The following is a 13,407-nucleotide window of genomic DNA, read 5'->3' on the forward strand; positions in this document are numbered from 1 at the left end:
GGTTTGCCGGCTGGTTACAGCGGCCGGAACGATCCGTCCCGGAGGATGGCCGCCCGCTCGCTTCCGTCCAGCTCAGCGGCGATGTCCACGTCCTCGGCGTAGCCTGCCCCGGACAGTTCGCGGCCGCTGGAGCTATTCTGCAGCAGCTCGCGCAGCCGTGGTTCGGCGGACTCGAAAACAGCCATGGCCGCCACGGCCTCCGGAGCATAGCCGTGCCGTCCGTCACCGGCTTCGTAGCCGCCCTTGCCGGCGGCCACCAGCCCCGCGATGAAGGCGCCGGCTCCGATCTGGTCCTCCACGGAGGGCCGGATTGTGCCGTCGGGCCACCGCTCACCGGCGGCGACCACGGCCACCACGGCATCGGCGGCAAGGTTGGCGGCCACCCATTCCGCCGTGGCCGCCGCGTTCCGCAGGCAGGCTGCGGCCACGAGTGGCACTTCGGCGGCCAGCGCATGGCAAAGTTCGGAACCGTTGGGCGAGGGCAGCACCACACGGTCCAGCGAATCCGCAGCGCGGAGGCTTGCGGGGGAGAGGCTCAGGCCTCCGCCGCCGCGGGGCCCGGCCAGCTGGGCGCGGTGGTGGGCGGCGAAGTCCTCGGCCGTGGTGTCCCGCCAGCGGTAGGGAAAGACTTCAGCGCCCCGGTCCAGGGCCACGCTGACGCAGGTACTGAAGGACAGGACATCCACCACTACCGCGATGTCGGCCCCGGGTGCCACCGTCCTTGCTCCCTCCAGCCCCCATTCCAGCCGGACGGCGAAAGGGAGTTGGCGGTGGGCTGCATTGGCGGAGTGCGTGTGCCGCGGACTGGTGCCGGGTGCATTCATGCGAGTTCGCCTTCCAGGTTGCGGTGTGCGGCGTCCAGCCACAGGGCCCTGGCCCGCCGATGGTGGAACAGCGGGTCCAGTTCCAGCAGGTGGCGGACGACGGCGGACCTGCCGGCTGCGAAGTCGGCGTCGCCGATGTGCGCGTAATCCTTCCGCACGGCAGCGACGTAGCGGGCGTACTCGTCCGGTTCGGCGCCCAGGATGGAAAGGTCCGCGTCGCAGAGGAGGGCCCCGCCGTCGTCACCAGGCTCCGGCCGGTGATCCGACGTCAGGCGGACCAGCCGGGCAACTTCCGCCACTTCTTCCTCCGGAAGCCCGGCGCCGGCCAGCCGGTCTTCGGCCAGGCGCGCTGACTCCTCCTCGTCCTGTTCAGCGATCCCGCGGTAGACGGCATCGTGGAACCAGGCCGCCAGCAGCACTGCCCGCGGCGGCTCGCCAGGTTCCGTGAGCAGGTCGATCGCCTCCAGTACGGAAAGCAGGTGGGTGCAGCCGTGGTAGTGGCGGTGTGGTTCGCTCCACCGGTCCAGCAGGTCCAGGAAGAGTGCGTCGTGCCCGGGCATGATGGCTTCCCAGCGGTTCAGCAGCGGGACCTTCAGCGACTTGTTCCGCCGGCGCGCCGGGATCCGCAGGCCGCTGGCGATGAGCCGGCGCACCAGCACCCTTCCCTCCACCGGAGCCGCGCCGGCGGCCACCAGGTCATTGAACCGGCGTTCCGGCACATCGTAGTGATCGCCGTCGAACGCCCGCTCAGGAATCCCGGCGGCGGCCGCGAACGAATGAAGCTCGTCCAGCGATACGTCCGACACCAAGTGCGAGAAGTGCGTTCCGTGGGCAGGCCACAGCGGCGGGTCGATGTAGATGGCCATGGAAGGAGTCTAGTGCCGCCGCCGGCTGGGCCCGCGGAGCGGCCGGGAGGCCTGCCCGCAACCTCGCTTGCGAATACATGCAGGCCAAAAAACCGTATTTGCGGAATATAATCCTCCTATGGCTCTCATCCGCATTTCGGAGGCTGCACGGTTCCTGGGCGTGAGCGACGATACTGTCCGCCGGTGGACAGAGCAGGGGACCCTGACCGCGCTCCGGGACGCTTCCGGCCGCCGGGCGGTGGACGGGCTGGAACTGGCAACGCATGCACAGAAGCTCGCCCAGCTCCCGGAGGACCCCAAAGGCGGCAGCAGTTCGGCACGGAACCGGTTCGTCGGGCTGGTCACCAATGTCATTACGGACAAAGTCATGGCGCAGGTGGAACTGCAGTGCGGTCCTTTCCGGGTGGTCTCCCTGATGAGCAGCGAAGCCGTGCGTGAACTGGGGCTGGAACCGGGGGCCGTTGCCACCGCCGTGGTCAAGGCGACCACTGTCATCATCGAATCCTCGAAGGGCCGGGCCACTGCATGAAACAGCCACCTGCCCGGTCCGGGCACCCGCCACTCCGGAAACACGTGCTTTCCCTCGGTGTCCTGCCGGTGGTCGCGCTGCTGCTGGCCGTCCTCCCGGGCTGCGCCGCAGGGGGCTCCGTAACCGGTGCCGGTGCGGGCACCACCGCAAATGACAAGCCCAGCGGCGAAATCACCGTCTTCGCGGCGGCCTCCCTCAAGCAGGCTTTTACCGAGCTCGCCGGCACCTTCGAAGCGGAACATCCCGGCACATCGGTCGCGCTGAGTTTCGCCGGTTCCTCGGACCTCGCAAGCCAGATCAGCCAGGGTGCGCCCGCGGACGTCTTCGCGTCCGCGGATACTGCCAATATGAAGAAGGTGCAGGACGCGGGCCTGGCTGATGGCACGCCGGAAAACTTCGCCACCAACACCCTGGCAATCGCGGTGCCGCCGGGCAATCCTGCCGGTGTCACATCGCTGAAGGACCTGGCCCGGCCGGGCATCAAGCTGGTGACCTGCGCCAGGCAGGTTCCCTGTGGGGCCGCCGCGGCCAGGGTGGCCCAGGCGGCGGGGCTCACGCTGAGCCCGGTCAGCGAGGAAAACGCAGTCACCGACGTCCTGGGCAAGGTCACCTCCGGCGAGGCGGACGCCGGACTGGTCTACGGCACCGACATCAAGGCGGCGGGGTTCAGGGCGGCAGGCATCCAGTTCCCGGAGGCGGGGAGTGCCGTGAACACCTACCCGATTACGGGCCTCGCCGGCGGCAGGAACAAGGCCGCCGCCCACGCATTCATCGACTTGGTGGCAGGCCCGGAGGGCCAAAAAGTCCTGGCCGCCGCGGGTTTCGGGCCCGGCGGACAGTAGGGTGGGGCGAGGAACGGGCGGCAGGTCCGCCGGGCCGTGCCGGTCGACACCACCATCAAGCATCCAGCGTTCTTAGCCGACATGTCCGAAGGAAACCAGCATGGCCCACGCAGAAAACAGCATCACCATCAACCGGCCGGCACGCGAGGTCTACGACTTCCTGGCCGACGGCCTGAACAACACCGCCTGGCGTGAGGGCGTAATATCCATTTCCCTCAAGGAAGGCAGGGCAGGTGAGCCCGGCGCAATCTACAGCCAAACGCTGACCGGACCCAAGGGCCGCCCGTTGCAGGGTGACTACAAAATCACCACCGCAGAGCCGGGCCGCCTGCTGGGCTTCGAGGTGGTTGCGGGGCCGGCCCGGCCCACAGGCACGTATACCTTGGCCGGGGAAGCCGGCAGCACCACCGTTCACTTTGCCCTGGACGCCAGGCTTCCGCTCCTGATGCGTGTCCTTGATTCGATGGTCACCAGGACCATGGAATCTGAGGTAGCCCAACTGTCCAGGCTCAAGCAGGTCCTCGAAGGCCGCTGAGCACTTGGGTACAGCAGGCACGGAAACGGGGAAAGGCAGAGAGGGAGTGCGGCAGGTGGACAGGCACGCGTACTCCGGCATCCCCGCCTGGGTCCGGGTGCTGGCCGTCCTGGCGGCCGTCGTCGTCGTCCTGCCCCTGCTGGCCATGGTGCTGCGCGTCGACTGGGCCCAGTTCATTCCGTTGGTGACGTCGGGCCCATCACTGACTGCGCTGGGGCTGAGCCTTCGAACGTCCGCGGCGAGCACCGTGCTGTGCGTCGTGCTGGGGGTTCCGCTGGCACTGGTCCTCGCCCGCGATTTCTTCCGGCTGCAGGGGCTCCTGCGCTCACTGGTGCTCCTGCCGCTGGTGCTTCCGCCGGTGGTGGGCGGAATCGCCCTGCTGTACACATTCGGCCGCCAAGGGCTGCTGGGGCAGGCCCTGGAGGTGCTTGGGCTGCGCATCGCCTTCTCCACCACGGCGGTGGTCCTGGCGCAGACGTTCGTTGCACTGCCCTTCCTGGTAGTCAGCCTGGAGGGGGCCCTGCGGACGTCGGGCTCCCGCTACGAAGCAGTGGCCGCCACGCTGGGAGCCCGGCCGGGAACGGTGTTCCGGCGGGTCACGCTGCCGCTGGTCCTGCCCGGCCTCGCGTCCGGCGCCGTCCTCTCCTTCGCGCGCAGCCTGGGCGAGTTCGGCGCCACGCTCACCTTCGCCGGCAGCCTCCAGGGGGTGACCCGGACCCTGCCCCTGGAGATCTACCTGCAACGGGAAACGGACCCCGCTGCCGCCGTCGCGCTGTCCCTGGTCCTGGTGGCAGTCGCCGTCGCCGTCGTGGCGCTCGCGTACCGGCAGCCGGCAAAGAGCCGCCCATGGACTGCCAAACGGACGACGACGCCCGCACCCGTTCGCGGGGAAGTCCCGTGACGCTGTCCTTCCAGGCAGCCGTGGCCGGGCGGGGCTTCGACGTGGACCTCGCCGTCCGGCCGGGCGAAACGCTGGCCGTGATGGGACCCAACGGCGCCGGCAAATCCACCCTGCTGGCCAGCATCGCGGGCCTGCTGCGGCCGGACAGCGGCCGGGCGGAACTCAACGGCAGGACCCTCTTCGACCTCGACGGCGCCAACCGGACCTGGCTGCCTCCCCATCACCGCGGCACGGCCCTGCTTGCCCAGGAACCCCTGCTGTTTCCCCATCTCAGCGCGGTGGACAACGTATCCTTCGGGCCCCGCAGCGGCGGTGTCCCGAAGCGGGACGCGAAGCAGCAGGCCATGCGCTGGCTGGCTGATGTGGAAGCGGAACACCTCGCCGGACGCCGTCCCGCAGAATTGTCCGGCGGCCAGGCCCAACGCGTGGCGGTGGCCCGCGCGCTCGCCGCCGATCCCGCACTCCTGCTGCTCGATGAACCGCTGGCCGCCCTGGACATCCACTCTGCTCCGCTGCTGCGCCGCCTCTTCAAGCGGGTCCTCGCGGGGCGGCAGGCCATCATCGTCACGCACGACGTCCTGGATGCACTGGTGCTCGCTGACCGTGTGGTCATCCTGGAAAACGGGAAGGTTGCGGAGGAAGGGCCCACGCGGACGGTCCTGGAACGTCCCCGCAGCTCCTTTGCCGCCGGACTGGCTGGACTGAACTTCATCCCTGGCACGTTGGACGGCGCTGGGGTGCATACCTCCCGTGGCATGAGGATCGCGGGGCACCACCCGGAACCGGCCTTCCCCGAAGCCGGCTTCCCGGAAGCAGGCGGTCCGGGCGTTGCCGTCTTCCCGCCGTCGGCTGTGTCAGTGTTCCTCGACGACGCCCACGGAAGCCCGCGGAACTCGTTCGCGGTCACCATTACCGACCTCGAACCCCACGGTGACCAGATCCGGGTGAGGGCCAGCGGCCTGGCCGCCGACATCACGCCTTCCGCTTCCGCGGACCTGGGCCTTGCGCCGGGCATGACGGTGCACTTCGTGGTCAAGGCCGCCGCCGTCTCCGTCTACGGGACTTAGCGACCGGAAGGGGCAACCAGGGGATTCCCGGGGAAGGGACCTCCGGCTCTGGACAGACGTTTCGCCGTGGGCAAACATGGCTAAGGAACGTCGCCGCGCAAAGTTGAGCGTAGTACACTCAACTTAGTCAACCAGCCCCCGAAAGGAGCTCTCTTTGGACGTCAAATTCACCACCAAGAGCCAGGAGGCTCTTTCCGCGGCGGCAATGAACGCCTCCACGGCCGGCAACCCTCAGGTGGAACCGGCCCACCTCCTCAAAGCGCTGATGGACCAGCGGGAAGGCGTGGCCGTTGCGCTCCTCCGCGCCACCGGCACGGACCCGGACGTTGTCAGCGTGCAGGCCAGCAGCGCGATCAAGGCCCTGCCCGCCACCTCCGGCGGCTCCAGCCAGCAGGCGCAGCTGTCCAGGCCTGCCCTGCAGGCCATCCAGCACGCCAAGGAGGAGGCGGACCGGCTGGGTGATTCCTTCGTTTCCACCGAGGTGCTGCTGGTGGGCCTCTCCGCCGGCAACGACGCTGCTGCCCGGCTCCTCCGCGAAGCCGGAGCGTCCCGGGAAGCCCTGCTCGCTGCGCTGCCCGGAGTCCGCGGCGACCGGAAAGTGGACAGCCCGGACCCCGAAAACACCTTCCAGGCCCTGGAGAAGTACGGCACGGACCTCACCGCGATGGCCCGCGCCGGCAAGCTGGATCCGGTGATCGGACGGGACTCGGAAATCCGCCGTGTTGTCCAGGTGCTCTCACGGCGCACCAAGAACAACCCGGTGCTGATCGGCGAACCCGGTGTGGGCAAGACGGCCGTCGTCGAGGGCCTGGCCCAGCGCATGGTGGCGGGCGACGTCCCGGAAAGCCTGCGCGGCAAGACGCTGATCTCCCTGGACCTTGGCTCCATGGTGGCCGGCGCCAAATACCGCGGCGAGTTCGAAGAGCGCCTCAAGGCTGTCCTCGAGGAGATCAAGGGCTCCGAGGGCCAGGTTGTCACGTTCATCGACGAGATCCACACGGTGGTGGGTGCAGGCGCCACCGGAGATTCCTCCATGGACGCCGGCAACATGCTCAAGCCCATGCTGGCGCGCGGCGAGCTGCGCCTGATCGGTGCCACCACCCTGGATGAGTACCGCGAGAACATCGAGAAGGACGCAGCCCTGGAACGCCGCTTCCAGCAGGTGTACGTGGGCGAGCCCAGCGTGGAGGACACCATCGGCATCCTCCGCGGCCTCAAGGAGCGCTACGAGGCGCACCACAAGGTCGCCATCGCAGACTCTGCCCTGGTGGCCGCCGCCACGCTGTCCAACCGCTACATCACGGGCCGCCAGCTGCCGGACAAGGCCATCGACCTTGTGGACGAGGCAGCCTCGCGCCTCCGCATGGAGATCGACTCCGCTCCGGAGGAAATCGACCAGCTGCGGCGGCAGGTGGACCGGCTCACCATGGAGGAGCTGGCCCTGACCGGCGAATCGGATCCCGCGTCCGTGGAGCGCCTCGCCGCACTCCGCGCCGACAAGGCGGACAAGGAGGAGGAGCTCTCCGCCCTGAATGCCCGGTGGGAAGCGGAGAAGGCCGGCCTCAACCGCGTGGGTGACCTGAAGGCAAAGCTGGACGAACTGCGCTCCGCGTACGACAAGGCTGCCCGCGAAGGCGACCTCGAAACTGCCTCCCGGATCCTCTACGGGGAGATCCCGGCCCTCGAGCGCGAGGTGAACGCCGCTGCCGAGGCAGAGGCCGCCGTGACGGACAAGTCCACGCAGATGGTTGCCGAGGAAGTGACCGCCGAGGATATCGCCGAGGTCATCTCTGCGTGGACGGGCATCCCGGCGGGCCGCATGCTGCAGGGCGAAAGCCAGAAGCTGCTCCACATGGAAGAGGAGCTGGGACGCCGCCTGATCGGCCAGGCCAAGGCCGTGACGGCCGTGTCCGACGCCGTCCGCCGCGCGCGGGCCGGCATCAGCGACCCCAACCGGCCCACCGGTTCCTTCCTGTTCCTGGGACCCACCGGCGTGGGCAAGACCGAACTGGCCAAGGCGCTGGCGGATTTCCTGTTCGACGACGAACGCGCCATGGTGCGGATCGACATGTCCGAGTACGGCGAGAAGCACAGCGTCGCCCGGCTGGTCGGGGCGCCTCCGGGATATGTGGGCTACGAGGAAGGCGGGCAGCTGACCGAGGCCGTGCGCCGCCGCCCCTACTCCGTGGTGCTGCTGGACGAAGTGGAGAAGGCGCACCCGGAGGTGTTCGACATCCTCCTGCAGGTGCTCGACGACGGCCGCCTGACCGACGGCCAAGGCCGCACCGTGGACTTCCGCAACGTCATCCTGGTGCTGACATCCAACCTGGGCAGCCAGTTCCTGGTGGACCAGACCCTGGACGCGGAGGCAAAACGGAACGCCGTGATGGCCACCGTCAACGCTTCCTTCAAGCCGGAGTTCCTAAACCGGCTCGATGAAGTGGTCCTCTTCGACGCCCTCAATGTCGAGGAACTGGGCCGCATCGTGGAGCTGCACGTGGACGAGCTGGGCCGGCGCCTCCATGACCGCCGCCTCACGCTGGAGGTCACCGACGGGGCCAAGGCGTGGCTCGCGCTGTCCGGCTTCGACCCCGCCTATGGTGCCCGCCCGCTGCGCCGCCTGGTGCAGCGCGAGATCGGCGACCGGCTGGCCAAGGCCATCCTCGCCGGGGAGATCAGCGACGGCGACACCGTAGTGGTTGACACCGCCGCGGACCTTGGGGAACTCACCGAGGGTAACGTGGACGCGCTGACGGGTGTCCCGAGCTCCGGCCTCTCAGTACGCCGGAAGGACTAACCGCAGCGGCCGTGATGCAGGCTGTGCTGCCCTGGTGACTGTCAGGGCAGCACGCTCGCGTTAATCACGTTGCCGGCGTCGGCCGTGACGTAGCAATCCACCCTGCGGTCCCCGGATTCCCAGCTGGTGTTGCTGGGATAGCTGCGCTGGTAGTTGAGCTGGAACTGCTTGGCCGCCGGGCCGAGCTTCGCTGCCTGGCAGACTTCCAGCGCCTTGGCCTTGAGCGGGTCCGCCCCCGGATACTTGGCGCTCTCCGGGTAGTGGAGGGTGGCGACGAGCTGTGCTGAATGGCCCGTGTCGCATGGCACCAAAGTGGACGCCAGGGCCTGCGGGTCGAAGTCCTTGAAGCAGTCGCCCACGGCATAGTCTGCCGGTGCAACCCCATCGCGGGGCAGGGGCTGCGGGGTGGCCGGCGGGGTCACGGCGGTCTGCAGCACGCCGGGGCCTGAACTTGTCGCCGAGTCCGTCCCGGGCGACGAGTTCAGCCACACGGCGAGCCACACCAGCGAACCGGCGACCGCGATGATGACCGTGACGAGGAATGCCTTCCAGAAGGCAGGCCTCCTGTTGACGCGCTGGTCCGGTCCCGGCTCCCGGCGCGGCTGGGACCAGGTGACTGACTCCGGGGCGGGCGCTGGACCGGCGTCCCGCCCCGGCACCAGGGGCAGGTTTCCGGTTCGAGGCGGGAGGGCCGGCTTCGGCGGGACGTACTGGTTCACGGGTGCGCATCCTCCTGGGTTGTGGTTCCGCGGCTCGCCAAAGGCCACACAAAATCGGCACTTCTTTAGTGACTCTACCGAAGAAAAATCCCGGAATCCTGCGGGTGGAGGTGCGTCATGGTACCCCACGCCACTGCACGGGCCGATTGGCGGCAAGCAGGGGGCGCCGAAAGCATGTAATCTAGGTGTACGACAAATTGACCAAACATTCCGGGGCCTCACCGATCGCCAAGGTGACCACCTCCGGTCCAAGTACAAAAGGGGGTCACGCCATGGGGCGCGGCCGTCAAAAGGCAAAAGCTACCAAGCAGGCTCGGGACATTAAGTACTACTCCCCGAACACTGACTATTCGGCACTTCAGCGGGAGCTGACGGGTCCGGGCAGTCGTTCGACGAGCCATTACTCGAGTGAGCCGGTTGAGCCGGACTATTCGGCTTATGTGGACAAGTACGCGGATGATTTGGATGACGATGACGACGAGGTTGACAGCCGTCGCATCGGCTAGTTGTCGCAAGCCTGCCGTGGCCCCGCGCCCGGCTGCTGTGATCTCCTTCTTGTAACCCGGTTTCGGGTCACCGCATACATCATGGAGCCCGTTTCCGCACCGGAGTACCGGTGCGGCAGCGGGCTTTCCGTGTTTCTCCGAATCCCGGCTTGGTAACCTGACCGGATGAGTGTTCGAACCACCTATGCCACTGGCGAGCCCTGCTGGGCAGACCTGCAGACGCCCGATGTTGCGGCCGCCAAGGCCTTCTATAACCGCCTCTTCGGCTGGACCTACCAGGATTTTCCCACCCCGGACGGCCGCAGCTATGCGCAGGCCTTTGTCTGCGGGCAGCTGGTGGCCACCATTGCACCGCAGAGCCCGCTGCAGCTGCAGGCCGGCACCTCCGCGAAGTGGAACGCCTACTTTGCCGCCGCGGACGCTGCGGAACTGCTGGAGGAGGCCGGACACGCAGGAGGGACGGCCCAGTTTGGGCCGGAGCAGGTGGGTGATACCGGTGTACTGGGCTTCCTTGCCCCTCCAGGTGGCGGAACCACAGGTATCTGGCAGGCAGGAACTCACTACGGCAGCCAACTCTTCAACGAGCCGGGCGCGCTGGCCTGGGCGGAACTTTTCACACCCGAGCCCCAGGCCGCCGTCGGCTTCTTCCAGCAGCTTTTCGGGCATGACGTCACCGAATACCCCCAGAACGACGGCGGCAGCTACAGTACGCTGCTCATCGGCGGCAATGAGGTAGCAGGCGTCGTTCCTGCCGATGAGGGCGATCAGGCGGACTGGCAGGTCTACTACGGCGTGGCAGATGTTGCCGCAGCAGCTGCGGCCGCCCAGGCAGCAGGGGGCCAGGTCATGGTGGAGCCGGACGAGCGTCCCGGCGACGGGTCACTGGCCACCATCCAGGACCCGCAGGGCGGCGTCCTCAACCTGATCCAAACCACCGCTTAGACATCGAGTGCTCCCCACCGGTGGCGGGGAGCACTCGACGAAGGCTTTAGGCGTAGGCGTTGACCAGGCGGACAGCGCCGCCGTCCACGCCCTTGGCGCCCTGGACGTAGTCAGGTCCGGACTTGGAAATGGCGTCTGAATCCCCGGTGACGGTGCCCATGATCCAGGACGGCAGGCCGCGTTCGTTCAGGCGTGCGACGGCGGCATCCGCGGCTTCCGGGGACACGATGGCCACCATGCCCACGCCGAGGTTCAGGGTGCGTTCCAGGTCGGCCAGCGGAACGTTGCCCAGCTCGGACACCAGCTTGAAGATGGCCGGCAGCTCCCACGTGGCACGGTCCACCGTGGCCACCAGGCCCTGGGGAAGGACGCGGGCCAGGTTGGCGGCAAGGCCGCCGCCGGTGACGTGGCTGAAACCGTGGACGGCTGCGCCGGCGCTGACCGGGAAGGTCCGGGCGAGGTCCAGGCAGTCGGCCGCGTAGACGCGGGTGGGTTCCAGGAGTTCCTCGCCCAGGGTGCGGCCCAGTTCGGACACCTGGCGGTCCAGCGCCCAGCCGGCGTGGTTGATGACGCGGCGGACCAGGGAGTAGCCGTTGGAGTGCAGGCCGGATGAGGCCATGCCGATCACCACGTCGCCGGCGCGCACGCGGTCCGGGCCCAGCAGGGCGTCGGCTTCCACCACGCCGGTGGCTGCGCCGGCAACGTCGTATTCGTGTTCGCCCAGCAGGCCCGGGTGCTCGGCAGTCTCGCCGCCCACCAGGGCGGTGCCGGCCACGGAGCAGGCGGCCGCGATGCCGCGGACAATGCCCGCGATGCGTTCGGGGACCACCTTGCCGCAGGCGATGTAGTCGGTCATGTACAGCGGCTCAGCTCCGACCACCACGATGTCGTCCACCACCATGCCCACCAGGTCGAACCCGATGGTGTCGTGGATGTCCATGGCCTGGGCGATGGCTACCTTGGTGCCTACGCCGTCCGTGGAAGTGGCCAGCAGCGGCTTCTTGAAGGTCAGCAGCCGGGAGACGTCGTAAAGCCCGGCGAAGCCGCCTACCCCGCCGATCACCGAGGAGTTGTGGGTTGCCTTCACGGCATCCTTCATGAGCTCGACGGCGCGGTCCCCGGCTTCCACGTCCACGCCCGCGGACGCATAGGTGATGCCGGCGTTGTCTGCGGCAGGGCTGGCGGAGGTCATACGGAGTCCTTCTTGTCGGCGCTGGTGGCGGCGTGTACGTCGGGCACGAGGTCGGCTTCGGTCAGCAGGTTCTCGAATTCGGAGTCCGGGCCGGGATCGCAGCCCGTGGCGCCGGCCTTTTCCGCCGGATCCTCGGTGGCGTCAACGGCCAGGGCGGCCGTTTCGCCAGGAAGGGCCGCGGGGGAGGGCTTGATGCCGCCCAGGTCGGTACGCTCCAGCAGGTTCTTGCCCAGCTTGTCCGCGTCGGGCAGCTTGATGGGGTACTTGCCGGTGAAGCAGGCGGTGCAGAGGCGTTCGCGCGGCTGCCGGGTGGCGCCGATCATGCCGTCCTCGGAGATGTAGGCCAGCGAGTCCGCGCCGATGGCCTGGGAAATCTCTTCGATGGTGGCGCCGTTGGCGATCAGCTCGGCGCGGGACGCGAAGTCGATGCCGTAGAAGCAGGGCCACTGCACGGGCGGGGAGGAGATCTTGACGTGCACGGCGGCGGCGCCGGCTTCCCGCAGCATCCGGACAATGGCCCGCTGGGTGTTGCCGCGGACGATGGAATCGTCCACCACCACGACGCGCTTGCCGCGGATCACGGACTCAAGGGCGTTCAGCTTGAGCCGGATGCCCAGCTGGCGGAGGGTCTGCGAGGGCTGGATGAAGGTGCGGCCCACGTAGGAGTTCTTGACGAAGCCGTGTGCGAACGGAATGCCGGATTCCTCGGCGTAACCTACGGCTGCCGGAGTGCCCGATTCCGGCACCGGGATGACGATGTCGGCCTCGTGGGTGTTCTCCCGGGCCAGCTGGCGGCCCATCTCCACGCGGGATTCATACACGGAACGGCCGGCGATAGCGGCGTCCGGACGGGCGAGGTAGACGTATTCGAAAACGCAACCGGCCGGCGTCGGCTCTGCGAACTTCTTGGACCGCACGCCTTCTTCGTCAATGGCGATGAACTCGCCGGGCTCGATCTCGCGGATGAAGCTGGCACCCACGGTGGCCAGGGCTGACTGTTCGGAGGCGACAACCCAGCCGCGTTCCAGGCGGCCCAGGACCAGCGGGCGGATGCCGAAGGTGTCGCGGGCTGCGTAGAGGGTTCCCTCGTCCATGAAGACGAAACAGAAGCCGCCCTTGATCTTGGGTAGAAGCTCGGTGGCGGTCTCTTCGAGGCTCTTGCCCGGCTCGCCTTCCAGCAGGGCGGTGACCAGCGCGGTGTCCGAGGTGTTGCCCTGTTTCATCTCGCCGGTAAGCTGCCCGCCGTTGCGCTCCGTGATCATGGCGTTGAGTTCGGCGGTGTTCGTCAGGTTGCCGTTGTGCGCCAGGGCCACGGTGCCCGTAGAGGTCGCGCCCAGGGTGGGCTGCGCGTTGGCCCAGTGGCTCGCGCCGGTGGTGGAGTAGCGGCAATGGCCCACGGCCAGATGCCCGGTCAGGGTGTTCAGCGTGGTCTCATCGAAGACCTGGGATACGAGGCCCATGTCCTTGTAGACATTGATCCGCTTGCCGTCGCTGGTGGCTATGCCAGCCGACTCCTGACCGCGGTGCTGCAGTGCATACAGCCCGTAGTAGGTAAGTTTTGCTACTTCTTCACCGGGTGCCCAGACACCGAAGACGCCACAGGCATCCTGGGGTCCTTTTTCGCCGGGAAGAAGATCATGGGAAAGTTTGCCATCGCCGCGTGCCACTGATCGATTATCGCACGTTG

General features: G+C 68.0%; 13 protein-coding genes. 8 read left to right on the forward strand and 5 right to left on the reverse strand.

Going from position 1 to position 13,407, the window contains the following annotated elements; all coding sequences use genetic code 11:
* Positions 1-14 precede the first annotated feature (14 nt).
* Both PV772_RS00585 and PV772_RS00590 read right to left on the reverse strand, forming a co-directional pair.
* A complete protein-coding gene (locus PV772_RS00585) occupies positions 15-824 on the reverse strand; it encodes a 2-phosphosulfolactate phosphatase (RefSeq protein ID WP_347885054.1) in 810 nt (269 codons plus the stop codon).
* Entirely contained in the window at positions 821-1,690 is an 870-nt protein-coding gene (locus PV772_RS00590; RefSeq protein WP_141159158.1) for a DUF4031 domain-containing protein, read from the reverse strand. Before PV772_RS00590 ends, PV772_RS00585 begins: the two co-directional genes overlap by 4 nt.
* Positions 1,691-1,808: 118 nt before the next feature.
* Here PV772_RS00590 and PV772_RS00595 point away from each other — a divergent pair, with 118 nt between their 5' ends.
* The 6 genes from PV772_RS00595 (at position 1,809) to clpB (ending at position 8,361) form a co-directional block, all read left to right on the forward strand.
* On the forward strand, positions 1,809-2,219 hold the full coding sequence (locus tag PV772_RS00595; protein ID WP_141159159.1) for a TOBE domain-containing protein: 411 nt from the start codon (positions 1,809-1,811) through the stop codon (positions 2,217-2,219).
* Positions 2,216-3,061: a molybdate ABC transporter substrate-binding protein gene (gene modA, locus PV772_RS00600; protein ID WP_141182592.1), complete on the forward strand. Its 846-nt coding sequence runs from the start codon at positions 2,216-2,218 to the stop codon at positions 3,059-3,061. The genes PV772_RS00595 and modA overlap by 4 nt, the downstream gene beginning before the upstream one ends.
* Before the next feature lie 100 nt (positions 3,062-3,161).
* Positions 3,162-3,596: an SRPBCC family protein gene (locus PV772_RS00605; RefSeq protein ID WP_347885055.1), complete on the forward strand. Its 435-nt coding sequence runs from the start codon at positions 3,162-3,164 to the stop codon at positions 3,594-3,596.
* Between the two features lie 55 nt (positions 3,597-3,651).
* Positions 3,652-4,497 (forward strand): ABC transporter permease, encoded by an 846-nt coding sequence (locus tag PV772_RS00610; RefSeq protein WP_347885056.1) that lies wholly within the window; start codon positions 3,652-3,654, stop codon positions 4,495-4,497.
* On the forward strand, positions 4,494-5,564 hold the full coding sequence (locus tag PV772_RS00615) for an ABC transporter ATP-binding protein (RefSeq protein WP_347885170.1): 1,071 nt from the start codon (positions 4,494-4,496) through the stop codon (positions 5,562-5,564). The genes PV772_RS00610 and PV772_RS00615 overlap by 4 nt, the downstream gene beginning before the upstream one ends.
* 154 nt (positions 5,565-5,718) lie before the next feature.
* On the forward strand, positions 5,719-8,361 hold the full coding sequence (gene clpB, locus PV772_RS00620) for an ATP-dependent chaperone ClpB (protein ID WP_141159163.1): 2,643 nt from the start codon (positions 5,719-5,721) through the stop codon (positions 8,359-8,361).
* Between the two features lie 41 nt (positions 8,362-8,402).
* Here the strand turns inward: clpB and PV772_RS00625 are convergent, their stop codons facing one another.
* Positions 8,403-9,080, reverse strand: coding sequence for a septum formation family protein (locus PV772_RS00625; protein WP_347885057.1), 678 nt, complete (start codon positions 9,078-9,080; stop codon positions 8,403-8,405).
* Between the two features lie 272 nt (positions 9,081-9,352).
* On the opposite strand from PV772_RS00625, the gene PV772_RS00630 reads away from it, so the two are divergent.
* On the forward strand, positions 9,353-9,586 hold the full coding sequence (locus PV772_RS00630) for a DUF3073 domain-containing protein (RefSeq protein ID WP_141161457.1): 234 nt from the start codon (positions 9,353-9,355) through the stop codon (positions 9,584-9,586).
* A 165-nt stretch (positions 9,587-9,751) separates the two neighbouring features.
* Positions 9,752-10,528 carry a VOC family protein gene (locus PV772_RS00635; RefSeq protein ID WP_347885058.1) on the forward strand — a complete coding sequence of 259 codons (777 nt, stop codon included), beginning with the start codon at positions 9,752-9,754 and terminating at the stop codon, positions 10,526-10,528.
* 46 nt (positions 10,529-10,574) lie between these two features.
* On the opposite strand, the gene purM is transcribed toward PV772_RS00635, so the two are convergent.
* A complete protein-coding gene (gene purM, locus PV772_RS00640; RefSeq protein WP_141159166.1) occupies positions 10,575-11,720 on the reverse strand; it encodes a phosphoribosylformylglycinamidine cyclo-ligase in 1,146 nt (381 codons plus the stop codon).
* Complete coding sequence (gene purF, locus PV772_RS00645) at positions 11,717-13,387, reverse strand: amidophosphoribosyltransferase (RefSeq protein ID WP_141182586.1); 1,671 nt, start codon at positions 13,385-13,387, stop codon at positions 11,717-11,719. The genes purM and purF overlap by 4 nt, the downstream gene beginning before the upstream one ends.
* Between the last annotated feature and the right edge of the window lie 20 nt (positions 13,388-13,407).

Source organism: Pseudarthrobacter sp. CC12 (assembly GCF_039907755.1).
GTDB lineage: Bacteria > Actinomycetota > Actinomycetes > Actinomycetales > Micrococcaceae > Arthrobacter > Arthrobacter niigatensis.